This is a genomic window from Actinoplanes siamensis (genome assembly GCF_016862395.1).
GTDB classification, from domain to species: Bacteria; Actinomycetota; Actinomycetes; order Mycobacteriales; family Micromonosporaceae; genus Actinoplanes; species Actinoplanes siamensis.
In genome coordinates, this window is sequence record NZ_BOMW01000037.1 from 99,511 (window position 1) to 125,869 (window position 26,359).

Consider the following 26,359-nt stretch of genomic DNA (forward strand, 5'->3'; position numbering starts at 1 on the left):
CGCGCTCAGGACCGCCGGCCCGGCAACCCCCGGCTCGCGTGGCTCGTTTCGGTCGACGTGACCCTCCCGATCCTGCTTTCCGCCGCTCTGCTCGCCGTGCCCGTCCAGGCCCCGGCCCCGCATCCCGGCACCACCAAGAAGCCGCCGGCCGCGGCGGCCACGCCCACCGGCGCCGCCCCGGACGCCACAGCCGGCGTCCCGCCCGCGCCCGCCGCGACCGGACCCTCGGCCAGTGCTGTCGCTCCGGCCGCCGCGACCGGACCCTCGGCCACTGCCGTCGCTCCGGCCGCCGGGACGGGCGCCCCTGTCGCGAGCAGCGCACCGGCCGCCGCGACCAGACCCTCGGCCACTGCCGGCAAGCCGGCCGCGAAGACCTCCGCGCCGGCCGGCCTGCACTGCACCGGGGACCCGGCGGCCAGTGCCCGGGCCGGCCGCACCCCGGTCCTGCTGATCCACGGCACCACCTCCAACGCCAAGGCCAACTTCTCCTGGAACTGGGACCGCGCGTTCGACGCCGAGCACCGCGCGCACTGCGACGTCGACCTGCCGGACAGCGGCAACGGTGACATCCAGGTCGCCGCGGAGCGCGTGGTGCGCGGAATCCGCTACCTGCACCGCGCCGCCGGCGCCCGGATCGACCTGCTCGGGCACAGCCAGGGCGGGATGATCGGCCGCTGGGCGCTGAAGTACCACCCGGACACCCGCGCGATGGTCGACGACTACGTCTCACTGGCCGCGTCGAACCACGGGACGCGGGAGTTCGCCGTCCAGTGCGCGGCGCAGACGGTCTGCTCGGCGGCATACTGGCAGCAGCGGGCCGGGTCGGCGTTCCTGACCGCGCTGAACGAGGGCCCGCAGACCTGGCCGGGCGTCGACTACACGCAGATCTACACCCGCTACGACGAGATCATCGTGCCCTACCGCCTGTCCGCGCTCCCGGCCGCGCCGAACGTCACGAACGTCGCGGTGCAGGAGCTGTGCCCGCTGGAGACGGTGGAGCACTTCGGACTGGCCTACGACAACGCGGCCTGGCTGCTCGGCATCGACGCCATCCGCCACCCCGGGCCGGCCCGGTTGTCCCGGGTCAGCCGGGCCACCTGCGGCCGTCCCCTGATGCCCGCGGTCAACGTCTTCCTGTTCCCGTCGAACTCCGCCGCCGCCCTGGCCCAGAGCACCCGTTCCATGCTCACCACCCCGCAGCTCCCCGACGAACCCGCACTGCGCCACCCCTGATCCGCGCCCCCGACCCGGACCGGCGCCCGGCGGGCGCCGGGTCAGGAGCACTGGACCGCGGGCGCTGGACGACCGGTGCGGTGCGAGCGACGGGAAGGTGACCTTCTTGACCGGAGGAAGGGACTTGACCTGAACCAAGGATGAAGTGACACGGTTCCGCCATGAGTATGGAGATGGCGGCCTGGAACTCGATGTACCACGCGATGCACCAGCAGGACGACAAGCGTCCCTTCTCCCTGGCCACGTTGCGGCGCATCGCGGCGTTCGCCCGGCCACACAGACCGGCGCTGACCGGATTCCTGCTGGTCAGCGTGGTGACCGCGGTGCTCGCGGTGGCAAGCCCGGTACTGGCCGGGCGGGTGGTCGACGGGATCGTCGAGGGCGCGGACACCGATCTGGTCATCGGACTCGCCGTGGCGATCGGGGTGGTGGCGCTCGCCGAGTCCGGACTCGGCCTGGTGCAGCGCTGGTTCTCCGCCCGGATCGGCGAGGGGCTGATCCTCGACCTGCGCACCACGGTCTTCGACCACGTGCAGCGGATGCCTGTGGCGTTCTTCACCCGGACCCGGACGGGCGCGCTGGTCAGCCGGCTGAACAACGACGTGATCGGGGCCCAGCGGGCGTTCAGCGACACGCTCTCCGGGGTGGCCGGGAACCTGGTCACGCTGATTCTCACCCTGATCGTGATGATCGGGATCTCCTGGCAGATCACGCTGCTGGCCCTGGTGCTGCTGCCGATCTTCGTGTGGCCGGCGCGGCGGATGGGCGGGCGGCTGGCCAAGCTGGAGCGGGAGGCCGCGGAGCACAACGCCGCGATGAACACGCAGATGACCGAGCGGTTCTCGGCGCCCGGGGCGACGCTGGTCAAGCTGTACGGGCGGCCGGACGCCGAGTCCGCCGAGTTCGCGGCGCGGGCGCGGCGGGTGCGTGACATCGGGGTGCGCACCGCGATGACGCAGTGGCTGTTCCTGACCGCGCTCGTGTCGGTCTCCGGGGTGGCCATCGCGCTGGTCTACGGGCTGGGCGGGTACTACGCGCTGCGCGGGACCCTCGATGCCGGCAACGTGGTGGCGCTGGCGATCCTGCTGACCCGGCTCTACGCGCCGCTGACGTCGCTGGCCAGCGCGCGGGTCGAGGTGATGAGCGCGCTGGTCAGCTTCGAGCGGGTGTTCGAGGTGCTCGATCTGAAGCCGCTGATCGAGGAGAAGCCGGACGCCCGGGCGGTGCCGGACGGTCCGGTGTCGGTGGAGTTCGACGGGGTGCGCTTCGCCTATCCGTCCGCGGACAAGGTGTCGCTGGCCTCGCTGGAGGAGGTGGCGACACTGGACACCCGCGGCGGCGCGGAGGTGCTGCACGGCGTGTCGTTCAAGGCCGAGCCCGGACAGATGGTCGCGCTGGTCGGGTCGTCCGGCGCCGGCAAGTCGACGATGGCCGGCCTGCTGCCACGGCTCTACGACGCCGGCGAGGGCGCGGTCCGGCTGTCCGGGGTGGACGTCCGCGATCTGACCGCCGCCTCGCTGCGCGAGACGCTCGGCATGGTCACCCAGGACGGGCACCTGTTCCACGACACGGTGCGCGCGAACCTGCTGCTGGCCCGGCCGGAGGCGACCGAGGAGGAGATCTGGGAGGTGTTGCGCCGGGCGCACGTCGCGGACCTGGTCCGGGCGTTGCCGGACGGGCTGGACACGGTGATCGGCGAGCGCGGCTACCGACTGTCCGGCGGGGAGCGGCAGCGGCTCACCATCGCCCGGCTGCTGCTGGCCCGCCCGCGGGTGGTGGTGCTGGACGAGGCCACCGCGCACCTGGACTCGACGTCGGAGCAGGCCGTGCAGGCGGCGCTCGGGGAGGCGCTGGCCGGGCGGACCGCGGTGGTGATCGCGCACCGGCTGTCGACCGTCCGGGCCGCCGACCAGATCCTGGTGATCGAGGAGGGCCGGGTGGTGGAGCGTGGCACCCACGCCGAGCTGCTCTCCACCGGCGGCCGCTACGAGGAGTTGTACCGCACCCAGTTCGCGGCGGTCTGAGCCCGGAAGCTGCGCGCGGCCGGCGACGGGGAACCGCGCCTGGGCCGGCCGCGGCAGACTTTCGTGCCGGTGGAGATCGCCGACGCCGACAAACCCGAGCTGATCCGGCTCTACCCGCGCAAGTGGGCCTGGACGACCGACGCGTTCCTCGACGGGCTGGAGGCGGACTCGCCGCGGGCCGACATCGACGCCGCGGCGCCGGGCTTCCCGGCCTTCCGCGTCGCCGAGAGCCGCGGCTGACAGCCGGGCGTCCCGGCCTCGCATGCCGGGCCGAGCCGGGATCGACAGCTGGCGCTGTCCGCGCCGACCCAGCCGTACTGGAAACGCTGGATCGGGCCGTGTTCGCCGGCGTACTGCTCGCCGACCGGGTAACCGAGGCAGCCGCCCTCGCCGCCGTGCTGCTGCCAGCGGTCCCGGATCACCCCGGTGACCAGGAACGCGCCGGTGGCTCGCAGCCAGTAGATGGTGCCGCCGTCGAACTGCTGCATCCGGCCGCCGCCGGCCGCGACCCGCTCGATGCCCAGCGGGCAGCCGAGCCGGCCCTTGTCCGAGCCGAACATCATGTACTTCGCCAGGATCCCGCCGTGCACCCGGATCCGGCAGAAGTTCGCGATCTTGTCCGAGGAGTCGCGCTCCTCGGCCTGGGCCGCCGGAACTGCGCACACCGTTGCGGCAGCAAGAGCGAGAGTGATCGCTGTCAATGCTCTGAGTTTCATGGCTATCCCGAGAGGTCGTCCGTCAAGTACGTTTAGTCGTACCATTTCGGATTTGCGATGGTAGACCTTTCCCCACAACATCAGCCGGTCGCGCCACCGCCCGGACGAGCCGGACCCGCAGACGACTCCCGGTCCCGGCAAGGCGCCCGGACGAGCCGGACCCGCAGACGACTCCCGGCCCCGGCAGGGCCGGTCACGCCGCCGCCGGGACGGGCCGGGCCCGCGCGCCGCGGCCGGGGCCGATGGTCGTACGGCTGCACCGGATTTTGATCGGGCCGACTAACATGGCCCGGTGCTTGTCCCCGGAATCGTGCTCAACGGCCGCTACCAGCTCACCCAACGGATCGCGGCCGGCGGGATGGGCGAGGTGTGGCGCGGCGGTGACCTCCTCCTGCAGCGGGAGATCGCGGTCAAGGTGCTGCTGCCGGCCCTGATGAACGACCGGGAGTTCATCACCCGGTTCCGCTCCGAGGCCCGGATGATGGCCCAGCTGCGGCATCCCGGCATCGTCCAGGTCTACGACTACGGCGAGAACGCGGTCGTGGACGGCGAGCGCTTCGACTACCTGGTGATGGAGTTCATCGAGGGCGCCTCGCTGTCGAAGAAGATCGAGCGGGCCGGGCGGCTCAGCCCGGCCGAGACCATGTCCATCGTGGCCGGGATGGCCGACGCGCTGCACGCGGCGCACCAGTCCGGCATCATCCACCGGGACGTGAAGCCGGGCAACCTGCTGGTCCGGCCGGGCGGCGCGCTGGTGCTCGTCGACTTCGGGATCGCCCGGTCGGTCGGGGTCACCGGCATCACCAGCACCAACGTGGTGATGGGCTCGGCACACTACATGGCGCCGGAGCAGGCCGAGGGCCAGCCGGTCACCGCCGCCACCGACGTGTACGCGCTGGGCGCGGTGGCCTACACCTGCCTGACCGGCCGGACGCCGTATGTCGGGGACAGCCCCCTGGCGGTGCTCGCCCAGCTGGTGCACGGCCAGCCGCCGGTGCTGCCGCCGGACGTGCCGCGGCCGGTCGCCTCGGTGGTGCTGCGGGCGCTGGCCAAGGATCCGGCGCAGCGGTTCCCGAGCGGGGCCGCGCTGGCCGACGCGGCCCGCAACGCCCTGCGAGCGCCGTCCGGGCCGCCGCAGCAGGCGACGGGCGGCACCTGGGCCGCCCCGCAGACGGTCCGGCAGGCGCCGCCGCCCCGCCCGGCGTCCGCGTCCGTACCCCCGACCGGTTCCTACGGTTCCGGACCGCACCCGGTCTCCGGTTCCCACCCGGCCTCCGGCGCCTACCCCTCCACCGACCGTTTCCCGGCGTCCGGCGGGTACCCGGCGTCCGGCGCCCACCCCGTGTCCGACCGGTTCTCCGCGTCCGGCTCGTTCCTCGACTCCGCGCCCGAGCAGCCCGCGGACAAGCCGGCCAGGAAGCGCGGCCTGGCGATCGCCGCCAGCGCGGCCGGGCTGATCCTGCTCGGCCTGGGCATCCAGCAGGCCGTCAAGCCGGACCACTCCGAAGACCCGGCCGCGGCGGCCGAGGGCATCCAGCAGTCGGCGTCCGCCAAGGCCTCCCCGACCCACAAGAACACCAAGCCCGGCGTCCAGAGGACCACCCGCCCCGCGGAGCCGAAGGACCCGGAGCCGGACGAGACCGGCGCGGACCAGCCGGACGAGGTGGACCCGGACGCGCCGGCCCCGGAGGAGACCGAGGAGACCAACAAGTACTCCCCGCGCCAGGTGTGCGGCGGCAACGACTACGAGGTGGTCGACCAGATCAACCTCAAGTCCGACGCGGGCGTCGTGAAGGGCCGGATCTACCTGCTCTACCGCCAGTCCGACCAGTCGAGCTGCGTGGTGACGTTGCGCACCGCCGGGCTGGCCGGCAAGGGCGAGGCCGCGGCGTACGTGGAGGCGCAGGGCTCGGCGCGCAAGACCCAGGGCGGCCCGGTCCAGTACTACGCCGGCCCCGTCAAGGCGACCGGCGCCTGCGTGAAGTGGGGCGGCTCGGTCGGCACGCTGGCGTTCGAGAGCGAGGATTTCGAGCACTGCGAGTAATTTCCCTCAACGCCGGCGGGCGCGCGCCGATCAAGGCGGCATGACCGGCACAGAGGTACGAGGGAAGGCGATGGCGCGGGCCGTGGTGCTCGCTCTCCTGCTCGGCGTGTGCACGCTGGCCGGCCTCGCGGTGCTCGAAGTGACCAACCCGTGGGCGATCGGCGGGGTGCTCGGCGCCGACCTGCTGCTGGTGGCCCTCTGCGCCCACCTGCTCCTGCCGCCGGAGCGTCCCGGCGAGGCCGAGCCGGCGCACGATGCGCTGACCGGCCTGGCCAGCCGCGCGGCCCTGCTGGCCCGGGTGGAACGCACCCTGCCGGTGGCCGACGCCGACCAGGAGCCGGCCGGCCTGGTGATCCTGGGCCTGGACGACCTCGCCGACGTCACCGACACGCTCGGCCGGGGCATCGGCGACCTGCTGCTGGGATCGGTGGCGGCCCGGCTCTCCGCCGCGGTGCGCGACACCGACCTGGTCGCGCGGATCGGCGACGGCGAGTTCGCGGTGCTGCTCCCCCAGGTCGGCTCGGCGCCGGCCTGCCTGGAGACGGCCCGCCGTCTGCTCGGCGCGGTGCAAGGCCCCGCCGACCTGGACGGATTCCAGGTCCGGGTCAACGCCGCGATCGGCGGCGCGGTCTACCCGGTGCACGCGACGACCCCGGCCGAGCTGTTCGAGCGGGCCGGGATCGCGATGCGCTCGGCGAAACGGTCCCGGACGCACGCCGCGCTCTACGAGGCGGGCCTGGCGCAGGCCCCGGTGCCCGGCGCCAGGATCGGCGACCGGCGCCCGGCCCTGCCCTCCCACTGACCGGCCGCGCTCGGATCCGGTCGATCCCGGCGGAGACGGCCTTCCGCCGCCCGGCCTGTCCGGGGCGTTGCTAGCCGAGCAGTTCCGGACGCCGCCAGGGCTCGTCGTGGACGTGGTGGGCGAGGAACGCCAGGACCGTCTCGTACCAGACCTTGGCGTGGCCCGGGGTGAGGATCCAGTGGTTCTCGTTCGGGAAGAACAGGAACTTGTGCGGGGTGGACCCGTCCCGCGCGGTGGACCGGGACAGCAGGTCCCACCACAACCGCAGGCTCTCGCCGATCGGCACGCGGTAGTCCTTGTCGCCGTGGATGACCAGCATCGGGGTGGTGATCCGGGCGGCGAAACGGTGCGGCGAGTTGTCGTACGCCGCCTGCTCGGTCATCTCCCGCGCCCAGTAGTAGGCCACGTCGGTGGTCGCCCACATCTGGTCGAGCGCCCACAGCGAGGCGTGCGAGACGATCGCCGCGAACCGGTCGGTGTGCCCGGCGATCCAGTTGGCCATGTACCCGCCGAAGCTGCCGCCCATCGCCACGGTCCGCCGCGCGTCGAGGTCGGCGCGCTGCTCGGCCGCGTCGGTCAGGGACATCAGATCGGTGTACGGCGCCTCGCCCCACCTGCCCCAGCCACGCCGGATGAACTCGTGCCCGTAGCCGGTGGACAGCGCCGGATCGGGCAGCAGCACGGCGTAGCCGCGGGCCACCGCGAGCCACGGGTTCCAGCGCCAGGACCAGCCGTTCCACGAGCCCAGCGGGCCACCGTGGATCCACACCAGCAGCGGCGCGGGCGCGTCCGGCCCGGCCCCCGCGGGCAGCGCCAGCCAAGCGCGCAACGGGGTGCCGTCGCCGGCCGTGGTGGTCACCTCGGTGACCCGTCCGGGCACCGCCGGCGCCTCGGCGGGACCGGGCAGGAAGTTCACCTCCGGCGAGCCGTCCAGCGAGATCCGGACCGGGGCGGGCGGGGCGCCGACGGCCGAGCGCAGCGCGTAGACGGCGCCCCCGTCCGGCGCCACCTCGAAGTCCGTGTACGCGCCGTCGTCGCCGGTCAGCCGGGTGGTCCGGCCGGTTTCGGCGTCCACCCACCAGAGCGGGGCGCGGCCGCGGTCGTCGGCGCCCACGATCAGCGAGGCGCCGTCCGGGGTCCACCGGACGGCGTTCGGCCAGCGGTCCCAGTGCCCGGTGAGGATCCGGACCGGGCCGCCTGCCAGCGGCACCACGGCCAGCCGCCGGTCGCCGGGGTCCTCGGCGCTGGACCGGCGGTAGACGATCACGGCGACCTGGGTGCCGTCCGGCGAGATCCGCGGGGACCCGTACTCGTGGGCGGCGTCGTCGGCCAGGGTGCGGCGCTCGCCGCCGGCCACGTCGATCGCGACGAGAGTGGACCGGCGGGAGGCGGCCGCCTCGGCGACGTCCCAGACCGCGATCACGGTACGGCCGTCCGGCGCCAGGTCCCAGCTCGCCTCGTCCTGGAAGGCGTTGCCCACGTGGCCGGTGAGGTCCCTCAGCTCGGCTCCCGGCCGGTCGGCGGTGAGCAGGCGGGTGCGCTCCGGGCCGAACGCGTGGTCCCAGTAGCGGATCGGATACTCCTCGTACAGGACCGCGGAGACTCCGGCGTCCTTGCGCCGGGTGCGCAGCTCCCTGTCCGCGGCCTCGCCGGTGGCCGAGGGCATTCTCGTGGAGCCCAGCACGACAGTGCCGTCGGCGGCGACCACGACGCCGCGCACGCCGCCGGGCGGGGACGCGATCACCTGGGCGTCGCCGCCGCCGGCCGGGAGCAGCCAGAGCGCGGTGGCGGGCTCCTCGGCCGGGTCGCCGGACGGGTCCGGGCGGGCCGAGGTGAACAGCAGGTCGCCGTCCGGGGTGAAGGCGGCCGCGGTCTCGCCCTGGTCGCTGCGGGTCAGCCGCCGGGCTGGGCGGGACCCGTCCGGGTCGACCTCCCAGAGGGCTGTGGTGTAGCGGTTCTGCTTGCGGTCCGGGGTACCCACTCCGACGACGAGGCGGCGGCCGTCCGGCGAGAGGCGTAGGCCGGCGACGCGGGGCAGGGCGACGTAGGCGTCAAGGTCGGCGAAGGGGGTGTGGGCATCGACGATCACCACGTCTTTCTATCACCGTACCGGGGTGCGCGGCGGCCACCTCGTCACCAGGTGGCCGCCGCGGGGCGATCAGTCGTCGGAGCCGTGGCCACCGCCCCGGCGGCCGTGGTCGTCGCCGCCCTTGTGCCCGCCGCCCTGGTCGTCGCGGCCGCGGCGGCCGTGGTCGTCGCCCGCCTCGGCGTGCCGGGTGCGCAGACCACCCTTGTCGTCGCCCGGCTCGGCGCGCCGGGTGCGCAGACCACCCTTGTCGTCGCCCGGCTCGGCGTGCCGGCCGTGGTCGTCGGCGCCGCGTGACGCCCGAGGCGACGCGGTCGCGGCCGGGGCGCTCACCTCGTACGACGGAGAAGCGGACGCCGAAGGCGAAGCCGAGGCGGAGAAACCCCCGTCGGCCGCCAACGCGGTCCCGGCGAGACCGAGAACGGTCAGCGCGCCGGTGGCCAGGACGACGGCGGTACGAACCTTGTGCATTGCGGAACCTCCATGTCGATCGGACTCCTGAACGATCGCTGGAGGCCGGCTATCGGCACGCTGTCCGAGCGTTAAGGCCCGGCTAAGAGGGGCGGCGGGCGGCCAGGGCGGCGTGCCGGCCCTCGCGCCACAGCGCGCCCGCCTCGGCGAAGCCGGCGGTCCGCGCGGCGGCCGCGTGCCAGCCCAGGCGGGCGGTGAAACCGGCCGGTGGGCGTTCGCGGAAGATCTCGGCGCGGGCTTCGAGCAGCAGCCCGATCTCCGGTACGGCGGCGAGCTCGCTCCACCACTGCGCCCAGGCCAGTTCCGCGGCCGCCTCGCCGGGCGCCGGGTCGAGCGCGCGCATCAGACCGGGCAGGCCGTCGTCGGGCATCAGGTCGGCGACCACCAGCAGGCCACCGGGCGCGAGGGCGTCGCGGGCCGCCGCGTACAGCGCCCGGATCGCCTGCGGGGCCAGGTAGTGCACCGTCATCACCGCGGTGATCAGGTCGTATCCGGCGCCGGTACGGGCCGGCCAGCCGGCCGAGGTGAGGTCGGCGCGGACCACCCCGACGTCGCGGGGCAGCCCGGCGCGGGCCAGTTGGAGCAGCACCGGGTCGAGGTCGACGAGGGTGACCGCGGCGTCCGGCCAGCGGGCGGCCAGCCGCTCGGCGAGCAGGCCGGGACCGCCGCCGAGGTCGAGCACCCGGGCCGGCGGACCGTTGCGCGACGCCTCGACGGCGGTGGTGAGGGCGCGTTCCAGCCCGCTCATGCCGGGGACGAAGCCGGCCATCATGGCGTCCCAGGTGCTGCGCCAGCCGGCGACGCGGGCGGGGTCGAGGGCGATCGGCGTCATGACGGCTCCGGCTGCGTTCGCTTCACGGAAATGACAACCGTTTCTAGCAGAGTCGGGTTGCGGCCGGGCCGCACACCCCGCACACCGGCAGGAACCGGGCAGCACACCCCGCACACCGGCGCGGTCCGGGCGTTTCCCGTCCGCGGCGCGCGCCGCCGGCCCGCTTCAGCAGAGCGCCGCGAGGCGCGCCAGCAGGCGGTCCACCTCGTCGACCGTGTTGTGGACGTGCAGGCTGACCCGTACCGACGAGGTCCGCTCCCCCTGCTCACCCTGGCAGTGCCCGTCGGACCGGACCAGGAAGCCGTCGGCGGCCAGGATGAAACCGAGGTCGTTGGAGCCGATCGAGCGGTGCCGGAACGTCACGATCCCCTGCCGGCGCTGGACCGCCGAGTCCGCGGCCAGGCTCGTCTGGCAGCCGAGCACCTCGTAGGCGGCCAGCCCGGCCAGCCCGGCGGTCAGCCGCGCGCCGAGGTCCCGGGTCCAGCTGGCGATCCGGTCCAGGCCGGCCGCGTCCAGCCAGTCCAGCGCGGCGGTCAGGCTGACGATGCCCGCGGTGTTCGGCGTGCCCGGCCAGCCGGCCGGGGCGTACGCCGGGCCGCGGCGGTTGCGGGACCAGAGCGCGCCGGTGCCGGGCAGCGCCATCGCCTTGTGCCCGGAGAAGACCAGGAAGTCGGCGTCCAGCTCGGCGACCGAGACCGGCAGGTGGCCGATGCTCTGCGCGGCGTCCAGGCAGATCGGCACGTCCGCGCCGGCGGCCACGCGCAGGCGCGGGACGTGCATGTCGTTGCCGTAGACGTGGTGCACGTGGGTGGCGGCGATCATCCGGGTCCGCGGGGTGACCAGGGCGGCGAGCCGGGCCGTGTCGTAGTCGTGGGCCGCGTCGTAGGGCATCGGGACCAGCGTGACCCGGGCGCCGCGGGACCGGGCCAGGGCCGCGGCCTCCTGCCACGGGACGATGTTCGCGCTGTGGTCGGCGTACGGCACGACGATCTCGTCGCCGTCGCGCAGCCGCGGGGCGAGCCAGTCGCGGGCTACCGCGCGCAGGCCCTCGGTGGCGCCGCTGACGAAGTGGACGCCGGAACGGTCCGGCTCCGGGTCGCCGAGGAACGCGCGCAGGCGGTCGCGGGCCCCCTCGACCCGGGCGGTGGTGCGGTTCGCCCACGGGTACGTGCCCCGGGCGGCGTTCGCGTTCTCGGTGGTCAGATAGTCCAGGACGGCGTCCAGGACGGGTTGCGGCTTCTGGGCGGTGGCGGCGCTGTCCAGGTACGCGACGCCGGGGTCGCCGACCACGATCGGGAACTGGGCGCGCAGGTCACGCTGCCACGCGGTGAGATCAGTCGCGGACAAGCTCGGCTCCGGCGTCGCGCCAGGCGATGATCCCGCCGGCCAGCGAGTGCACGTCCGGGTGGCCCATCCGGCGCAGCAGAGCGGCGTAGCGCGCGGACTTCTCGCCGACCGGGCAGACCAGCAGCAGCGGGCGGCCGCGGCTGACCGGGAGGCCGGCGTGCAGCAGCTCGGCGAAGACCTCGTCGGCGATGTTGATCGAGCCGGCGATGTGCAGGGCCTGATAGGCGTACGGGTTGCGCAGGTCGACGACGAGCCCGCCGGCGTCCAGGACGTGCCGCTGGGCGGCCGCGATGCCGAGCACCGGCGCGGCGCCGAGCTCGGCCTCGGTGAGCGTCCGGACGGAGTTGCGCCGGGGTGGCCGGCCGAACAACTCGGGACGCCGGTCCCGGACGTACGACAGGTAGCTCTCCAGCCGGTCGCAGACGATGAAGACGGCGCTGCGGCGGCCGGTCAGCGACGCGTCGACGGCACGCAGGTGGCGGAGCGCGCCCGCGAACGCGCCGCCGCCGGTCGGGCCGGTCAGGATGCCGCACCGGCGGACCAGCGTGAGGAGTCCGTCGATCGCCTGGTCCGCGGTGACCGTCTCCAGGGCGTCGTAGACACCCGGGTCGAAGAGGCCCACCTCGTGCACCTCGTCGATGGTCCGGATGCCCGGGATGAAGTCGCTCTTCGCCGCGACCAGCCCGATCACCTCGACGTCCGGGTTGTGCTGGCGCAGCACCCGGGCCACGCCGGTGGACGAGCCGGCCGTGCCGACGCAGGCCACGAAGTAGTCCGGCGCGCGCCCGCCCAGGTCCTTGACGATCTCCGGCCCGGTGCCGTGCACGTGGGCGTCCACATTGCGCTGGTTGAAGTACTGGTCGGTGTGCAGGTAGCCGCCGCCCTCGGCGGCCAGCTGCCGGTGCATCCGGGTGAGCGGGTCGTCGGTGTCGGCCGGGTCGAGGCACTCCGACCCGCCGGGCAGCTCGTCGATCTCCGCGCCGAGCAGGAGCAGCAGCTCCTTGATCTCGGGGACCTTCATCCGGTTGGTGACGCTCTTGAACGGCAGGCCGTGCATGCCGGCGAGCAGCGCGAGGGCCTTGGCGGTGTTGCCACTGGACAGCTCGACCACGGTGTCCCCGGGAGCGGCGCGTTCCAGCAGCGGGCGGGCCATGTGCCAGGCGGCGCGGTCCTTGACCGAGCCGAACGGGTTGAGCAGCTCCAGCTTCGCGTACAGGTCGATGTTCGCCAGGCCGTGCACTGCCGGGTCGATGCGGACCAGCGGGGTGTTGCCGATCGCCTCGGTGATGTCGTCGTGTCTCATCAGGCCTCCTGCCGGGTGTCTCGCGCGGCGCTCGGCGCCGGGGTGCTTCTCACGGCGTGTCCTGCCCGGAGTGGACCGGCCAGTACTGCTCGTCGAGGCACCACCGGCGGGCGCCACCGGACCGGTAGACCGCGACCTTGCGGGCGACCGGCTGGTGCATGGCGTGCGTGGCGTTGAAGTCCATGTGGTACCCGGCGGTGTTGACGAAGGCGAGCAGGTCGCCGGGGCGGGGCTCGACCGGCAGGCACACCTTGCGGCGGGTGATCAGGTCGGTCTCCAGGCAGAGGTTGCCGAGCAGGTAGAAGCCGGCCGGGCCGGTCCGGCGGTCCCCGGGCCGCGGCACGATCACCGGGTCCATCAGCACGCCGTGCTCCTCCAGGCTGACGTCGCGGGCGTTGACGTCCAGCCGTACCCGGTCGCCGGACACCGCGAGGACGCGGGCCAGCACCAGGCCGCACTGGTCGAGCAGGGCGCGGCCGGGTTCGACGTCCAGGTCGTACATGTGGTCCAGCAGCAGCTCGCCGAGCGGCCGTCCGAGCTGCGGGGCGGGCGTGCCGAGCAACTGGTCCAGATAGGCCGGCCCGGTCACCGGCCGGTACGCCGGATACAGCGCGAGACTGCCGCGCAGGGTGCCGCCCTCGGCGCGCAGCCCGTACCCGTGCCCGTCCCAGGTCAGCGGCGGCCGCCGGCCCAGCACGGCCTGCCCCAGCTCGGTCGTCCAGCGCTCCCACTCGGCGCCGTCGGCCAGGTAGTTCACGCCGAAGCCGCCGCCGATGTCCAGCGAGCGCGGCCGCAGCCCGCGTGCCCGGCACTCGTCCAGCGCGGCCAGGCAGTTCTCCATCGCCACCGCCTTCTCCGGCAGCGCGGTGGTGTCCAGGTGGTACGCCACCCCGGTCAGGTGCACCTGATCGGCGCGCCCGGCCAGCAGGTCGAGCAGGCCGGCCAGTTCCCCGGCCGGGGTGCCGAAGCGGCTGCGCCGGGTCAGCTGGCGCACCCCGGACGAGGCGAAACCGGACAGCCGCAGGGTGACCGGGACCCGCGGCAGGCGGTGGGCGCTCACGATGCCGGCCAGCTCGGCGAGCTCGTCGGCGGAGTCGGCGCTGACCGTCACCCCGGTGCGGGCCGCCAGCCAGAGGAACTCGCGGTTCTTCGGGCCGGTGGCGACGATCCGGTCCGCGGTGAAGCCGGCGCTCAGCGCGTGCTGCAGCTCGCCGAGCGAGGCCACGTCGACACCTGCCTCGCCGGCCGCCAGCTCGCGCAGCAGCGCGCTCGAACGGTTCGCCTTGTGCGCGAAGTGGACCCGGCCGGACAGGTGATGACGGCGGAACGTCGCACGGAAGGCGGCGACGTTTTCGGTCGCCCGTTGCGGCAGGACCAGGGCCAGTGGAGAACCCAGCGCGTCGAGCAGTTCGGCCAGGTAGTCGCGGTCGTCCAGCAGGGATTGAATGGTCGGGTCGATTCTGGGCGTCAGGCCGAGCATCTGCGTCTCCCGATTTCACCGGCGTTTTTTCAACGTATCCGACACCGCGTTTCGTCGCCAGCCGGGGAAAGAGTGAAAAATGCGTCAACTGTTCTGTCCAAGATTCGTTCGTATGAGCATTTCCTGATTCATTCATTTCCTCGCACGCGGGCGGCAGCTTGCAAACCGTACGTACGTCTTGTTAGATGACGACATGCGTGCACTGCTCCTCGCCACCCTGGTAAACGCGTTCGGCAACGGCGCCTACGTGACCACCAGCGTGCTGTTCCTGACCACTGTCGCCGGGCTCGACCCCGCCGAGATCGCCGCCGGGCTCAGCGCCGGCGCGGCCGCCGGCGTGCTGTCGATGACACCGCTCGGATACGTCGCCGACCGGTACGGGCCGAAGCGACTGTCCATACTGTCGCTGATCGTGCTGGCCGGGGCCTACACCGGACTGCTCGCGGTCCACACCGCGGTCCAGTTCGCTCTGCTCTCCTGCCTGATCGCGGTGGCCACGGCACTGGTCAAGGGCGCGAACGGCGCCCTCGCGGCCGAGGGCCGCCTGACCATGCGCGCCAAGATGCGGACCGTGACGAACGCCGGGATGGGGCTCGGCACACTCGGCGGCAGCGTCCCGCTGCTGCTGCACACCGACCTGGCGTACGTGGTGATCGTGCTGGTGAACGCCGCGTCCTTCCTCGTCGCCGCCGCGCTGCTCACCCGGGTCCCGGCGGTCCCGCCGCAGGCCACCCCGGCCGGCGGGCCGCGCCTGGTGGCTCTGCGCGACCGCCCGTTCCTGGCCTTCGCCGCCCTGGACGGCCTGATCACCAGTACCTACAACGCCCTGTTCGCCATCGGCCTGCCGCTGTGGCTGGCCGCCGGAGCGCACGCTCCGCTGTGGTTGATCTCGGCGACCCTGGTGATCAACACGGCGGGGTGCGTGCTGCTCCAGGTCCGGATGGCCCGCGGAGTGGACGGCCTGCCCGCCGCCGACCGGGCCGCCCTGCGCGGTGTCGCGCTGGTCGCGGCGTCCTGCGGGATCCTCGCGGCGGCCGCCGGCCGTCCATCCTGGGCGGCGGGCACGCTGATCATGGTGGCCGCCGTGGTCCACGTGCTCGGCGAGCTGTGGTTGTCCACCGGGAGCTGGGGCATCCTGTTCGAGCTGGCCCCGCCGTGGGCGCAGGGGCAGTACCAGGGCACCTACTTCGCCGGCCGGGGGCTGGGCGACATGGTCGCGCCGCCCCTGGTCACCGCGTGCGTGCTGGGGCTGCACGCCGGGGGCTGGCTGGTGCTGGCGGCGTTCTTCGTGGTGGGCGGCCTGCTCTACCGTCCGGTCACCCGGGCCGGCGAACGGGCCGGGCGGGCCCCGGCCCACGCGGGTACGGCAAGCTCCTGAGCCGGTCAGCCGCCGCGGCGCGGACGCCAGTCCCCCAGGAAGTCCGTGATCTCGTTCGCGGCCGCCCCGGACCGGGTCAACTGCGGACGGTCGTCGCCGCGCGCCGCGCCCGGGCCGTAGTTGCGGTACTCCGCGAACCGGGCGTCCCGCCACGGCCAGGTCCCGAAGTCGCTCCACGCGGTCGCGCCGATGTGGGCGCCGATCCAGGACTCCCGGACGATCGTCCGGCCGGCGGCGGCCGGGTCGTTGCCGGGGTGCCAAGGACGGCCCAGGTACACACTGGCGGGCGCGGCGTCCGAGGTGAACCGGCAGCGGCTGAACAGCAGGCCGTGCGGGTTGGTGACGTCCGTGCTGGGCGCCGTCACGTACCCGTTCGGGGTGCCGCCACGGTCCAGCGAGTGGATGCGGCACTGATCGAAGACGGCAGTGGCGCGGCCGAAAATGAAGTCGACGTCGCCCTCGACGTAGCAGTCGCGGAAGTACGCACGGGCGATCACCCCGGCCGCGGTGCTGTTCACGTACAGGGTGTCCTGGTTGCCCAGGAACCGGACACGATCGAAGACCAGCCGGTCGGCGCGGGTCAGCACGGCGACCGCCTGCCGGTTGGCGATCTCCGGATGCGCGGCCTCGTCGAACACGTTGGCGAAGGTGAGATCGCGCGCGCGGAAGTCCGCCCCGCCGAGGGTGACCGAGGCGCTGCCCGAGGTGCCCCACGGCGTGCCGTCCGGCTTGAGGGTGCCGTTGGCCCGGTCGTCGGCGATCACCACGTCGCCCGGGGCGCGGCCGAGGCCGCGGAACTCCAGGTGGGTCTTCTCGGCCGGCACGATCACCTGGCCGAGGTAGGTGCCAGGGCGGATGCCGATGACGTACGGACTGATCGCGCCCGGGGGCGCCGCGTCGACGGCGGCCTGGATCGCGGCGCCCGGCTCGACGATCAGGTCCGGGCGCTTCCGGGTGGACGCACCGGCCGGGGCCGGCCAGGCGGCGGCCGCCGCGGCGGCACCGGCGCTGAGTTCGAGGAAGGTTCGTCGGCGCATCATGGCCTCCTGGCCCGAGCTGGAGGAAAGGGCTTTCCTACCGGCACGTTAGGCGACTCGATCCAACGCCGTCAATGAGTAGTCGCGGGAACACGCCGCGACGACGGGCGCCGTCTCGCCGCCGAGCCGCGCGACCCGCGACGGCCGGTCCGTCGCGGCCGGCGCCGGAACGGCGGGCGCTGCCCACGGCCGAGCCGCGGCGTCCGGCGCCGCAACGGCAGGCGCTGCCCACGACCGAGCCGCGGCGTCCCGTCCCGCAACGGCGGGGTGGCCACCCGGGTGTTGCACAGCATGGGGACTCCGCCTAGTTTGGGGACACGTCATATCGATCAGCGTCGATGGCTCGTCCCCGTCGTCGAAGCGCTTCGACGAGCCGAGCACCGGCGCTGCCGTCCCCCAAGGAGGCGCTAGCATGCGCAGACTACGGATCGCGGCGTCCCTCTGGATCGCCGCCGCTCTGCTCCTCGTCGCGCCCCGGGCCGCGCACGCCGCGGTCTGGGGCTCGTCGGACCAGTGGGCCACCTGGAGCAACGGCGGTTACACGCTGTACAACAACATCTGGGGCAGCGGGGCCGGCCCGCAGAGCATCTGGGCGAACTCGTACAGCAACTGGGGCGTCTGGGCCAACCACCCGAACACCGGCGGCGTGAAGGCGTACCCGAACGCCAGCAAGGCCGTGAACCGGCGACTGAGCGCACTGGGCAGCGCCACCAGCAGCTTCAACGTGACAGTGCCCGGCGGCGGGGCGTACACCACCGCCTACGACGTCTGGGCGGACAACAACGCGTACGAGATCATGTTGTGGGTGAACAAGCAGGGGGCGGTCGGCCCGATCGGCTCGCTGCAGGCCAGCGTCACGGTCGGTGGCCACTCCTGGAACGTCTACCGCGGATCGAACGGCGCGAACGCGGTGTTCTCGTTCGTCCGGACCGGCAACACCAACTCCGGCACTGTCGACATCAAGGCCGTCCTGAACTGGATCAGGAACCGCGGCTGGTTCGGTGACGTCACGCTGGGCAACATCCAGTTCGGATACGAGATCACCTCGGCCAGCGGCGGCCTCAACTTCGTCACCAACAGCTACTCCGCGTCGGCCAGCTGACCCGCACGACGCGTCGGCCCGCCGCACGCCGCGACCCGGCGGCACCCGGCCACCCGGCGGAGCCCGCGCGCCGGCGATCAGCCCTGCGGAGCCCGCGGCAGGTATCGCGCGCCGGGGCGAACACCGGCACGGCAATCCGCGCCGCGGGCTCGGGACGGCGGGCGGCCGGCGCACCTGCCGCCGCCCGCGACATGGGACGAGGCGGGCACAGCGCGCGCCCGCCTCGCGTCTTGCCTGCCGTCGTCAGTCGCAGTACTCGCGGTAGCCCTCGCGGAAGCCGGTACGGTAGCCGTCCTCGTAACCGTCGACGTAGTCGATGTTGTTCCGGCGCGAGCTCAGGTACGGAACGACGGAGCGGCAGTCCCGCTTGGCCTGGAGCCAGCCGTCGGAGCGGCCGTCCCGGTAGCCCTGCCGGTAGTCACGGTAGCCGGCCTGCTGGCCGGCGGTGACGTCGCTGGCCACCACCGTGGTGGACGCGGGCGCGGCCGCGGCCGGTGAGGCGCCGAAGCCCTGCACCATGCCGATCCCGCCGAGGAACAGCAGGGCTCCGGTCGCCGCGCTCATTTTGCGAATGTTCATCGTCAGTCTCCCCCTGAATGACGTCCCGGGCGATCGCCCGGCTCCTGCAAAAAACTTACGCCACCCATTCCGGATCGCAGGGGAACCCGATTTTCCGCGATGATTTCCGCTTTTCGCCCCAGCTCGGGTCGTCTTTTCGGCCCAGTCCGGGCAACCAATCGCCGTAGCCGGGGCAGGTTGCCGGTATGATCGCGGAACGAATACGCGTGCGGAGGGACCGCTATCCCGGCGAGGTGCCGGCGGGAGCCGTTGACGTGCGGCGCGGCCGGCGCCGATCCGCTCGGCGCCGGCCGCGGTGATCCGGGAGAAGAAATAGGACCACCTATTCCGCGGACCGGACCCCGGTATCCCGCCTCCCGGCCGGCCGCTCTCCGGAAAGGTCCGCCGTTTCCGCGCCGGACCCTTCCAGGAAATGGTCCGATCCATCGTCGGCAGATCTTCCCACGGAATGGTCCGGCCTATCGTCGGCAGATCTTTCCGGGGAATGGTCAGGCCTACCGTCGGCAGATCTTTCCGGGGAATGGTCCGGCCTTTCCCGGGCGGATTTCTCACCGACGGAGTCCGACCAGGCGAATGCCAGCGCCGCGCCGATCACGGTGAACAGCAGCCCGAGGATGAATCCACCCATGTTCGAGGTGAGGAAGGAACCGAGCGCCAGCACCATCGCGATCAGCGAATAGAAGATCCGCTGAGCCGGGTGGAACCAGATCAACAGGCCCAGCATGATGATCACCAGCGGCACCAGATAGCCGATGAAGTTCTGCATGCCCACGTGCAGCACCACGCCGAGCGGCGCCCACACCGTCATCAGGATCTCCACGCCGCCGATCAGCACCAGCAGGCCGCCCCAGAACGGGCGGCTGCGGCGCCAGTCGCGCCAGGCCCGCCGGGCGCGGACGCCCGGCGAGGACCGGTGGTGCGCGATGCCGGACATGCTCAGCAGCCGTCCGAGGTGAACGCCATACGCAGGCCCGGCAGGTGGAACGTGGCGGCCGTGGTGGCGTAGTTGTTCTGCCGCAGGTTGGTCAGCGTGACCTCCTCGGCCTGCTGGCCGAAGACCCCGATGGCGCCCTTCTTGCCCGGGACCCGGTCCAGCGTGCTGGCGTCCTGACCGATGTCGATCGCCTTGAAGTCGGCGTTCGCGCTGATCAGGTCGGAGTCGACGACGAGCGTGTCAGCGGTGACCTTGTTGGTCGCGCTGCCGGCGGTGAGCCTCAGGTTGATGCCGCCGAGCGCGATGCTCTGGCACAACCCGTCCAGCTGGGCGTCCCGCACCGCGGAGACGATGACGAGCACCTGCCCGCCGGTGTCCCCCTCGTTGGGGCTGCCCTCAGCCATGTGGTCCATCTCCGCGTACTGCTCGAACCCGTATCCGTGCAACCTCGGCGAGGTGACCGTGAACGGCATCCCGGAGATCGAGAAGGAGGCCGCGAGCACCCCCTTGCCGGTCAGCAGGATCAGCCCGGTGGTGGCCGCGAGGCCGGTGACGAGCATCGCGGTGAACCGGCGCCAGCGGGTCCGGCCGTGAGTTCTCACAGACATGCACTCTCCCTTGCGCCTGGCGCGGCGCGACCGCCACCGGTGCGAGCACTGCGGATGCCGCCCGGGGCCGTCGCGATTGGCGTCTCTCGATGGATTTCGAGGAAGTTACGCCGCGGTAACGTCGGGCGTCAAGCGGAGCGGGGCGCGTTCCAGTCAGTGAAAAACCTCGCCGGTATCCAACGTGGCGCACGGGGCGACGACCCGCTCCCCCGCGGGCCGTTCGACCAGCTCGGCGGCCGCCGCGTCACGGCCCACGAACGGCGCCATCATGAAGTAGCCGAGCGTCGGCAGCAGCTCCGGTAGCGCGGCAACCCGGCCGGCGCAGACGTGGCCGTAGATGGCCGAGTAGATCCCGCCGACCACGGCGTCGACCAGGCCGTCCGGCACGTCCGGCGCCTCGGCGAAGAACCGGGCGAAGCGGCCCAGCAGCTCGGTGCGCTCCCGGCGGGCCAGCGGGCCGGCCGCGTCGATCTCCACGATCGCCATGGTGGCGAACGCCGGCACGCTGGCCAGCACGTCGAGCAGCACCTTCAGCGCGGCGCGGGCGCCCGACCGCCAGTCGCCGGCCGACGCGTACGCCTCGTCCATCAGCCGCAGCACCACGCCGGTCCCGTGCCGGTAGGTGTCCAGGAACGCGTCCTCCTTGCCGGCGAAGAGCGCGTAGAACGCCGGCCGGGTCACCCCGGCCGCCGCGCAGATGTCGCTGACCCGGGCGTTCGCCCAGCCCTTCTCGGCGACCGTGTGCACCAGCGCGTCGTGCAGGCGTTCCCGCTGGGTCGCGGCGACCGCCTCGGGCGTCATCGAGCGCGGGCCGCGCTTGATCGCCCGCGCCGGGTCACGCCCGGCACGAGCTCCCGGGAGCGGACTGACAACCGGATTCTTCATCGTCGTACCTCAATGTCTTGACATGGCATACCGCTGAGGTTTCTCATACCGTGAGGTACGGACCTCGATGGTGCACGAGGCGGTCCCACCAGTATCGCCTCCCACTCAAGCCCCGGAACGCTGCGGAAACGGCCGGGCCCCGTCCCAGCGAGCCCCGAGAAGGAGTGGCGCCATGAAAGCGTCACGGCTGAAATCCGTCCTGGCCACGATCGCCTCCGCGGCGGTGGTGGTGGCCCTCACCCCGGCGCCCGCCCGGGCCGCGACCTACGACGGCCTGGAGAACTGCCCGCTCAGCTCGGCCGCCCTGCGGGACCCGACGAACCTGCAGGTGGGCTGCGTCCACTCGGTGACCAACGGCGGCAGCGTCACGATCGGCTCCAACGTCGTGCCACTGACCAGCCCGATCACCATCCAGTTCGGTGTCTACTGGCCGGCCGGCGGGCCGGTCCGCGAGTTCCCGGACGGCACCGTCGCCAACGTCTACTCCACCGTCCCGGCGCCTCGGGGCAAGACCCTGGTCGCCAAGCCGCTGCAGGTCGCCATCCCCGGCATCGCCAACCTGATCCCCGGCGTGACCAGCGTCTTCGCGCAGGTCGAGCTGGCCGGTCCGATCACCGGCTTCGTCCCGCTGGCCACCGGTGAGGACACCCCGGTCTTCGTCCTGCCGGTCAAGCTGCACCTGTACAACGCGCTCTTCGGCACCAGGTGCTACATCGGATCGGACAGCAGCCCGATCAACTTCAGCCCGACCACCGGCACCACGCACCCGCCGGCCCCGAACAAGCCGGTCACCGGCAACGCCGGGAACATCACCATCGAACCGGACCCGAACGGCTTCGAGACGCTCGGCGTCGGCTTCACCGGCGCGACGCTCGTCGACAACGCCTACCCGGTGCCGAAGGCGAACGGCTGCGGGCTGATCCCCGGCAGCCTGGACGGCCTGATCAACCTGGCCTTCGGCCTGCCCTCGGCGGCCGGCCGCAACGCCGTCGAGTTCAGCGGCAACAACACCACGTTCGCCGTCTCCCCCAGCCTGGACGACCTCACCCAGGCGCTCGCCGCCTCCTAGGAAAGGTGCACACCCCCATGCACAGCAACCGCATCGCCGCGGCAGCCGTCACCGGCGCCGTCATCTCGCTGCTGGCCACCACCGCCCCGGCCCTGGCCGACGACGTCAGCGTGCTGACCGCCGGCGGCCAGGCCGTCGCGACCGGCGAGACCATCTCGGCCAGCATCGTCCCCGGCGCCCAGGCGGTCTTCGCCACCGCGCCGGCCGGCGCGAACGGCATGAAGTGCAACACGTCCAGCTTCAGCGCCGTGGTGACCGGCAACCCGGTCGCGCCCGGCGCCGCCACCCTCGGGTCCACCCTGGCCGTCTCCAACTGCACGGTCAGCGGCGTCCCGGGGGTCACCGGCGTCAACAGCGTCACGATCAACAACCAGCCGTACGCCACCACTGTCGCCAGCGACGGGACCGTGACGGTGACCGGCACGGCCACCGCGCCGATCTCCGCGACGCTGAACCTCAGGTCCTTGCTCGGCTCGGTGACCTGCGTCTTCGTGGCGAACGGGAACAGCATCACCGGCGTCGCGGACAACACCGACAACTCGATCGCCTTCACCGACCAGCAGTTCAACAAGACCAGCGGGCCGGCGGCCTGCGTCCCCAACGGCTACTTCACCGCCAGGTACACCCCGGTGGTGACCGCCGGCGGGCTCCCGGTCGTCGTCAGTTGAGGCCGGTCGGCGACCGCTGTCCCCCACGGCGGTCGCCGGCTCCCCGCTGCTCGCGGGGGCACACCGCCACAGGCCGGAATGCGTGGCACCATCGTGCCGCGCGCCCGGGACCGGTCGGTGATCGCGAAGGCCCGGTCCCGGGGCGACGAGCGCACCCGAGCGCCGCCACTGACCGTCGTCCCGGCCGCCGGTGTCAGCTCTTGCCGTCGGCTTCCATCTGGCGGCGGAGGCGGCGCTCGTGCAGGCGGCGCCACCGCTCGTACACCTCGGCGGCCGCCACGGCGGGTTCGGCGGCCCGTCCCGCCTTCCACTGGCGCGGAAGGAACGCCTCGGCGCCGGCCCAGAGCAGCTCGCTCATCGGCACCGTGCCGCCGTGCAGCCTCATCAGCTCGGCGGCCACCGCGGCCGCGTGGTCGCTGCGCCGCCAGATCTCGACCATCGACTGGCCGTGCATCAGGTCGTCGTAGTCCTGTGGGTGCAGTTCCATCCCGGTCCCCTCACCGTGTGTAACCGTCTGCCGACTGGCGTGTTGCCGGAGGGCGTGGTGCGCAAGACGTCCGAGATCAACAGGCCTAGGCGCTCCACCCTGCTGATTTGCGGCTCCGCTGTCAAGGCCGCAGGTCACCCGCGACCACCCTGAGATCAAACGGTCACCCGCACGGTCAGTGACATCCGGGACTCAAGTCTCTGACCGGAACCCGACCGCCGAATCGCCCGGACGGTGCGCCGGCGCCCGTTCGGTGGACCACGTGAGAGCGATTACCGACAGAGCCGAACCGGCCTATGGTTCTTTCTCGTCAGATTTCGATCCGACGGTGAGGAGCACCGCCATCAGCACCACACCATCCGGGCCGGCCACGCACCGCCACCGCGTCGCCGTCGTCGGGCAGGACCGTGCCGGACTGTCCCTGGCCCGCGCGGCGGTAGCCGCCGGGCACACCGTCGCCGGCTTCGACCACGATCCCGGGCGGATCGCCCGGCTGCGCGCGGGGCGGTCACCGCTCGGCGACGAGCTCGTGGCGATGCACGAGACCGGGCGCTACCACGCCACCGACGATCCGGCCTGGCTGGCCGGGTGCGACGTCTACCTGGTGGCGGCGCCGGTCCCGCTCCGGCGCGGCCGGCCCGACCTGGGGCCGGTGCTGGCCGCCGCGGACACGATCGCCGGGCATCTGCGGGACCACGATCTGGTCGTACTCGAATCGTGGGTTTCTCCCGGCACCACCCGCGGCGCCTTCCAGGAAGCGCTCGCCGCGCGCAGCAGCGCCCGGTTCTATCTGGCCTTCTCTCCGGAGCGCACCGGCCGGGCGAAGCTGGCCGGCGGCGTCGACCGCAGGTCGGCGCTGGCCGCGGCGGCGTTCCTGCGCACCACGCACGACGTCGTCGTCACGTGCGCGACCGCCGAGGAGGCGGAGGCGGCGAACCTGGCCGGCCCGGCCGAGCGCCGGTCCGCCTGACCGAGCCCGGCTGGCTCTCGTCGTTGTCTCCGGGGCGTTCCACCCTCATCTCGCGGAGAGCCAGCCCCGCAGCGCCTGGACGGTATGCGGGTCGAGCGGGACCGTGACACGCCCGTAGCGGTCCCACCGCTCCACGGTCCAGTAGTTGCGTTCCTGACGGACGGTGACCTGAACGTTGGGCACCTCGCTGTGCCACGCCGAGCCGCCCGCGGAGACCCCGTACCGGCCCCGGGCGAACCTGCCGACCTTGGCCAGGCGGGCGCAGGCCGGGCAGCGGCCGTCCGGGGTCGCCAGGCAGTCGCCGCACACCGCGCCCTGGCAGAGCCGGCACGGACGGACCGACTCGGAACAGGCCGCGCAGGTCGGGTTCAGACAGTGCGCGCACCACGCCAGAGCGCCGGCGAGGTGATGGTTGCGGCAGGCGTGCAGCGTGGTCAGGGCCGCGCCGGTGTCCTCGTCGAGGACGTACCCCTGGGCCGTGCCCGGCGCGACATCGTAGACCACCGGGATCTCGAAGCCGTCCGGAAGGCGCCAGGTCTCGGCCACCCGCAGGCCGACCGCGATCCGGACCACCTCGGTGGGCGTGCGGCGCAGCCGGTGCAGCAGCTCACGGGTCAGCTCCGCGGGCAGGTCCAGGGGTGCGCCCGGCGCCTGCGCCGCGGCCGTGGTGACGGCGTGGCGGGCCTGCGCCGGATCGAGCTCCTCGCCCGGCGGGTGCTCGACGATCCGCGGCACGACCATCTGCTGGACACGCTCGGCGCCCTGGACCTGGATGCCGGTGAACTCGTCACGCCGGGTGACCGCGGTGACGTCGGCCAGGCGGCCGGGCGCGAGCAGGGTGCTGCCGACCATGCCGCGGTTCATGTCGTCGGGCGACTTGCTGAGGCCGTGCCAGTCCGGCCGGCGGCCGTCGCGGCGGACGCCGAGCTGGGCGTGCCGGCCGATCCTGGCCAGGACCGCCTCCCACGGGCCGAGCCGGGCCCACGCCACGATCTCCGGCTCCGGCTGCCAGTCCTCGACAGCCCAGTCGAGGGGACCGGGCGGTGGCCCCCACTCCGCGACGACGTCGTCGCGCACGATTCCGCGCCCGTCGATCCCGGTGTCGTCGTCGAGGATCAGGCGGCTCACACCTCCCGATCTTACCCGGGCCCCGCATGCCGGATCATTTTCGGACATGCGCCGGGACGAATCGATCGGTCACGACCCGGCCAGGTCTCGCGAGATCGACCGGGCCGCCGCCACCACGTGCTCCACCAGCGCCGGCCGGGCCTGCCGCCGGGTGTCGCAGAGCCGCTCGACCGGCCCGCTCACCCCGATCGCCCCGGCCACCAGGCCGCCGAAGGTCCGCAGCGGCGCGGCGATCCCCGCCCGCCCCGGCTGCCACTGCTCGACCGAGAGCGCCCACCCCTGCGCGCGGGTGGCGGCCAACTGCCGGGCCAGGTCCCGGCGGTTGGTCACGGTGCCCCGGGTGTACGCCGTGAGCCCCGCCGCCACGGCGTCCTCCGCGGCCGCCGCCTGGTAGGCGAGCAGCACCTGCCCCAGCGCTGTGGCGTGCGGCGGCACCACCCGCCCGGTGTCCATCGACTGGGCCGAGTCGTCCGGCCGGAAGACGTGGTGCACGACCAGCACGCCGCCGTCGCGCAACGCGCCCACGTGCACCTCCTCGCCGCTGCGGGAGGCGAGCGCGTCGGCCCAGTTCAGCGCGCGGGCACGCAGCTCGTTGGCGTCCAGCCCGGTGGACCCGAGGTCGAGCAGGGCACGGCCGAGCCGGTACCGGGCCGTACGCGGATCCTGTTCGGCGAAGCCGATGTGGGTGAGCGTGCGCAGGATGCTCTGCGCGGTGGACTTGGGCAGGCCGAGAGCGTCGGCGATCTCCTTGACCCGCAGCCGGCCGGGGCCGGTGGCGAGCAGCCGCAGGACGGCCGACGAGCGTTCGATGGATTGGATCAGACCGGGCATCGTGCGACATTGTCGCACGCCTGCCGTTGCCGGGGGCCGGTTCGGTTCCTAGCGTCGCGGACAGGGCACCATCCGGCGGAGGGGGAGGCAGCGTGGCGGACTTCGTCGGCGCGATCGATCAGGGCACCACCAGCACGCGCCTCATCATCTTCGACCGGGCCGGGTCCGAGACCACGGCGTACCCGGCCAGTCCGGCCGTCGGGTCCCGGCGCTGCGAGGACGAGCTGCGCGCCAACCGCCACGAGGACCGGCGCCGGCAGCCGTCCCGGGCGGCGGACCGCCGTACCGAAGGAATCTCCCGCTGGGAAGCGGCAGCCGGACGCACCCTCGACCGGGTCTAGGAAG

At 73.1% G+C, this 26,359-nt stretch carries 25 protein-coding genes; 10 read left to right on the top strand and 15 right to left on the bottom strand.

All coding sequences use genetic code 11. The features are described 5' to 3' along the window. The first annotated feature begins 57 nt into the window (after positions 1 to 57). On the top strand, positions 58 to 1,233 hold the full coding sequence (locus tag Asi03nite_RS20775) for an esterase/lipase family protein (RefSeq protein ID WP_239102813.1): 1,176 nt from the start codon (positions 58 to 60) through the stop codon (positions 1,231 to 1,233). A gap of 161 nt (positions 1,234 to 1,394) precedes the next feature. Continuing rightward, positions 1,395 to 3,257, top strand: a complete 1,863-nt coding sequence (locus Asi03nite_RS20780) for an ABC transporter ATP-binding protein (RefSeq protein WP_203682083.1) — start codon at positions 1,395 to 1,397, stop codon at positions 3,255 to 3,257. 110 nt (positions 3,258 to 3,367) lie between these two features. Here the strand turns inward: Asi03nite_RS20780 and Asi03nite_RS20785 are convergent, their stop codons facing one another. Further along, positions 3,368 to 3,958, bottom strand: a complete 591-nt coding sequence (locus Asi03nite_RS20785) for an LGFP repeat-containing protein (protein WP_203682084.1) — start codon at positions 3,956 to 3,958, stop codon at positions 3,368 to 3,370. A gap of 307 nt (positions 3,959 to 4,265) precedes the next feature. Between Asi03nite_RS20785 and Asi03nite_RS20790 the strand changes: the two genes are divergently transcribed. Together Asi03nite_RS20790 and Asi03nite_RS20795 are read left to right on the top strand one after the other, a co-directional pair. Then, positions 4,266 to 6,017, top strand: a complete 1,752-nt coding sequence (locus Asi03nite_RS20790) for a serine/threonine-protein kinase (RefSeq protein WP_239102814.1) — start codon at positions 4,266 to 4,268, stop codon at positions 6,015 to 6,017. Between the two features lie 40 nt (positions 6,018 to 6,057). Then, positions 6,058 to 6,819, top strand: a complete 762-nt coding sequence (locus Asi03nite_RS20795; RefSeq protein ID WP_203682085.1) for a GGDEF domain-containing protein — start codon at positions 6,058 to 6,060, stop codon at positions 6,817 to 6,819. A gap of 70 nt (positions 6,820 to 6,889) precedes the next feature. On the opposite strand, the gene Asi03nite_RS20800 is transcribed toward Asi03nite_RS20795, so the two are convergent. The 6 genes from Asi03nite_RS20800 to Asi03nite_RS20825 form a co-directional block, all read right to left on the bottom strand. Beyond that, entirely contained in the window at positions 6,890 to 8,908 is a 2,019-nt protein-coding gene (locus Asi03nite_RS20800; protein WP_203682086.1) for a S9 family peptidase, read from the bottom strand. Between the two features lie 69 nt (positions 8,909 to 8,977). Then, complete coding sequence (locus Asi03nite_RS20805) at positions 8,978 to 9,376, bottom strand: hypothetical protein (protein WP_203682087.1); 399 nt, start codon at positions 9,374 to 9,376, stop codon at positions 8,978 to 8,980. An 82-nt stretch (positions 9,377 to 9,458) separates the two neighbouring features. Continuing rightward, complete coding sequence (locus Asi03nite_RS20810) at positions 9,459 to 10,208, bottom strand: class I SAM-dependent methyltransferase (protein ID WP_239102815.1); 750 nt, start codon at positions 10,206 to 10,208, stop codon at positions 9,459 to 9,461. A gap of 165 nt (positions 10,209 to 10,373) precedes the next feature. Continuing rightward, positions 10,374 to 11,555, bottom strand: coding sequence for an aminotransferase class V-fold PLP-dependent enzyme (locus Asi03nite_RS20815; RefSeq protein ID WP_203682088.1), 1,182 nt, complete (start codon positions 11,553 to 11,555; stop codon positions 10,374 to 10,376). Beyond that, entirely contained in the window at positions 11,542 to 12,858 is a 1,317-nt protein-coding gene (locus tag Asi03nite_RS20820) for a pyridoxal-phosphate dependent enzyme (protein WP_203682089.1), read from the bottom strand. The genes Asi03nite_RS20815 and Asi03nite_RS20820 overlap by 14 nt, the downstream gene beginning before the upstream one ends. 49 nt (positions 12,859 to 12,907) lie before the next feature. Beyond that, on the bottom strand, positions 12,908 to 14,338 hold the full coding sequence (locus tag Asi03nite_RS20825) for a type III PLP-dependent enzyme domain-containing protein (RefSeq protein WP_203682090.1): 1,431 nt from the start codon (positions 14,336 to 14,338) through the stop codon (positions 12,908 to 12,910). A gap of 193 nt (positions 14,339 to 14,531) precedes the next feature. On the opposite strand from Asi03nite_RS20825, the gene Asi03nite_RS20830 reads away from it, so the two are divergent. Continuing rightward, positions 14,532 to 15,716, top strand: a complete 1,185-nt coding sequence (locus Asi03nite_RS20830; protein WP_203682091.1) for an MFS transporter — start codon at positions 14,532 to 14,534, stop codon at positions 15,714 to 15,716. Positions 15,717 to 15,721: 5 nt separating this feature from the next. Here Asi03nite_RS20830 and Asi03nite_RS20835 read toward each other — a convergent pair whose 3' ends face one another. Continuing rightward, a complete protein-coding gene (locus Asi03nite_RS20835; RefSeq protein ID WP_203682092.1) occupies positions 15,722 to 16,753 on the bottom strand; it encodes a pectinesterase family protein in 1,032 nt (343 codons plus the stop codon). Positions 16,754 to 17,165: 412 nt separating this feature from the next. Here Asi03nite_RS20835 and Asi03nite_RS20840 point away from each other — a divergent pair, with 412 nt between their 5' ends. Then, on the top strand, positions 17,166 to 17,855 hold the full coding sequence (locus Asi03nite_RS20840) for a glycoside hydrolase family 12 protein (protein ID WP_203682093.1): 690 nt from the start codon (positions 17,166 to 17,168) through the stop codon (positions 17,853 to 17,855). A gap of 243 nt (positions 17,856 to 18,098) precedes the next feature. Here Asi03nite_RS20840 and Asi03nite_RS20845 read toward each other — a convergent pair whose 3' ends face one another. From Asi03nite_RS20845 to Asi03nite_RS20860, 4 genes are all read right to left on the bottom strand, one after another. Continuing rightward, positions 18,099 to 18,434: a hypothetical protein gene (locus Asi03nite_RS20845; protein ID WP_203682094.1), complete on the bottom strand. Its 336-nt coding sequence runs from the start codon at positions 18,432 to 18,434 to the stop codon at positions 18,099 to 18,101. 322 nt (positions 18,435 to 18,756) lie between these two features. Continuing rightward, on the bottom strand, positions 18,757 to 19,368 hold the full coding sequence (locus Asi03nite_RS20850; RefSeq protein WP_275409484.1) for a DUF6114 domain-containing protein: 612 nt from the start codon (positions 19,366 to 19,368) through the stop codon (positions 18,757 to 18,759). A 2-nt stretch (positions 19,369 to 19,370) separates the two neighbouring features. After that, positions 19,371 to 19,976 carry a DUF6230 family protein gene (locus Asi03nite_RS20855; RefSeq protein WP_203682096.1) on the bottom strand — a complete coding sequence of 202 codons (606 nt, stop codon included), beginning with the start codon at positions 19,974 to 19,976 and terminating at the stop codon, positions 19,371 to 19,373. A gap of 153 nt (positions 19,977 to 20,129) precedes the next feature. Beyond that, on the bottom strand, positions 20,130 to 20,861 hold the full coding sequence (locus tag Asi03nite_RS20860) for a TetR/AcrR family transcriptional regulator (RefSeq protein ID WP_203682097.1): 732 nt from the start codon (positions 20,859 to 20,861) through the stop codon (positions 20,130 to 20,132). Between the two features lie 172 nt (positions 20,862 to 21,033). Here Asi03nite_RS20860 and Asi03nite_RS20865 point away from each other — a divergent pair, with 172 nt between their 5' ends. Then, entirely contained in the window at positions 21,034 to 21,930 is an 897-nt protein-coding gene (locus tag Asi03nite_RS20865; RefSeq protein ID WP_203682098.1) for a hypothetical protein, read from the top strand. Positions 21,931 to 21,947: 17 nt separating this feature from the next. Beyond that, positions 21,948 to 22,598: a Tat pathway signal sequence domain protein gene (locus Asi03nite_RS20870; protein ID WP_203682099.1), complete on the top strand. Its 651-nt coding sequence runs from the start codon at positions 21,948 to 21,950 to the stop codon at positions 22,596 to 22,598. Positions 22,599 to 22,791: 193 nt separating this feature from the next. On the opposite strand, the gene Asi03nite_RS20875 is transcribed toward Asi03nite_RS20870, so the two are convergent. Continuing rightward, positions 22,792 to 23,085 carry a hypothetical protein gene (locus Asi03nite_RS20875; RefSeq protein ID WP_203682100.1) on the bottom strand — a complete coding sequence of 98 codons (294 nt, stop codon included), beginning with the start codon at positions 23,083 to 23,085 and terminating at the stop codon, positions 22,792 to 22,794. A gap of 328 nt (positions 23,086 to 23,413) precedes the next feature. Here Asi03nite_RS20875 and Asi03nite_RS20880 point away from each other — a divergent pair, with 328 nt between their 5' ends. After that, a complete protein-coding gene (locus Asi03nite_RS20880) occupies positions 23,414 to 24,055 on the top strand; it encodes a nucleotide sugar dehydrogenase (RefSeq protein WP_203682101.1) in 642 nt (213 codons plus the stop codon). A 45-nt stretch (positions 24,056 to 24,100) separates the two neighbouring features. On the opposite strand, the gene Asi03nite_RS20885 is transcribed toward Asi03nite_RS20880, so the two are convergent. Together Asi03nite_RS20885 and Asi03nite_RS20890 are read right to left on the bottom strand one after the other, a co-directional pair. Further along, positions 24,101 to 25,183, bottom strand: a complete 1,083-nt coding sequence (locus Asi03nite_RS20885) for a hypothetical protein (RefSeq protein ID WP_203682102.1) — start codon at positions 25,181 to 25,183, stop codon at positions 24,101 to 24,103. A 69-nt stretch (positions 25,184 to 25,252) separates the two neighbouring features. Beyond that, positions 25,253 to 26,014 carry an IclR family transcriptional regulator gene (locus Asi03nite_RS20890; protein ID WP_203682103.1) on the bottom strand — a complete coding sequence of 254 codons (762 nt, stop codon included), beginning with the start codon at positions 26,012 to 26,014 and terminating at the stop codon, positions 25,253 to 25,255. A 92-nt stretch (positions 26,015 to 26,106) separates the two neighbouring features. Here Asi03nite_RS20890 and Asi03nite_RS20895 point away from each other — a divergent pair, with 92 nt between their 5' ends. Further along, positions 26,107 to 26,355, top strand: a complete 249-nt coding sequence (locus tag Asi03nite_RS20895) for a hypothetical protein (RefSeq protein ID WP_203682104.1) — start codon at positions 26,107 to 26,109, stop codon at positions 26,353 to 26,355. Positions 26,356 to 26,359: the final 4 nt, after the last annotated feature.

Bases quoted from the DNA above. Each gene is read 5' to 3' on its own strand.
- Asi03nite_RS20855 (WP_203682096.1), bottom strand. From the start codon at position 19,976: ATGTCTGTGAGAACTCACGGCCGGACCCGCTGGCGCCGGTTCACCGCG.
- Asi03nite_RS20835 (WP_203682092.1), bottom strand. From the start codon at position 16,753: ATGCGCCGACGAACCTTCCTCGAACTCAGCGCCGGTGCCGCCGCGGCG.
- Asi03nite_RS20860 (WP_203682097.1), bottom strand. From the start codon at position 20,861: ATGAAGAATCCGGTTGTCAGTCCGCTCCCGGGAGCTCGTGCCGGGCGT.
- Asi03nite_RS20805 (WP_203682087.1), bottom strand. From the start codon at position 9,376: ATGCACAAGGTTCGTACCGCCGTCGTCCTGGCCACCGGCGCGCTGACC.
- Asi03nite_RS20795 (WP_203682085.1), top strand. From the start codon at position 6,058: ATGACCGGCACAGAGGTACGAGGGAAGGCGATGGCGCGGGCCGTGGTG.
- Asi03nite_RS20875 (WP_203682100.1), bottom strand. From the start codon at position 23,085: ATGGAACTGCACCCACAGGACTACGACGACCTGATGCACGGCCAGTCG.
- Asi03nite_RS20865 (WP_203682098.1), top strand. From the start codon at position 21,034: ATGAAAGCGTCACGGCTGAAATCCGTCCTGGCCACGATCGCCTCCGCG.
- Asi03nite_RS20890 (WP_203682103.1), bottom strand. From the start codon at position 26,014: ATGCCCGGTCTGATCCAATCCATCGAACGCTCGTCGGCCGTCCTGCGG.
- Asi03nite_RS20850 (WP_275409484.1), bottom strand. From the start codon at position 19,368: ATGTCCGGCATCGCGCACCACCGGTCCTCGCCGGGCGTCCGCGCCCGG.
- Asi03nite_RS20845 (WP_203682094.1), bottom strand. From the start codon at position 18,434: ATGAACATTCGCAAAATGAGCGCGGCGACCGGAGCCCTGCTGTTCCTC.
- Asi03nite_RS20780 (WP_203682083.1), top strand. From the start codon at position 1,395: ATGAGTATGGAGATGGCGGCCTGGAACTCGATGTACCACGCGATGCAC.
- Asi03nite_RS20810 (WP_239102815.1), bottom strand. From the start codon at position 10,208: ATGACGCCGATCGCCCTCGACCCCGCCCGCGTCGCCGGCTGGCGCAGC.
- Asi03nite_RS20820 (WP_203682089.1), bottom strand. From the start codon at position 12,858: ATGAGACACGACGACATCACCGAGGCGATCGGCAACACCCCGCTGGTC.
- Asi03nite_RS20830 (WP_203682091.1), top strand. From the start codon at position 14,532: ATGCGTGCACTGCTCCTCGCCACCCTGGTAAACGCGTTCGGCAACGGC.
- Asi03nite_RS20825 (WP_203682090.1), bottom strand. From the start codon at position 14,338: ATGCTCGGCCTGACGCCCAGAATCGACCCGACCATTCAATCCCTGCTG.
- Asi03nite_RS20840 (WP_203682093.1), top strand. From the start codon at position 17,166: ATGCGCAGACTACGGATCGCGGCGTCCCTCTGGATCGCCGCCGCTCTG.
- Asi03nite_RS20870 (WP_203682099.1), top strand. From the start codon at position 21,948: ATGCACAGCAACCGCATCGCCGCGGCAGCCGTCACCGGCGCCGTCATC.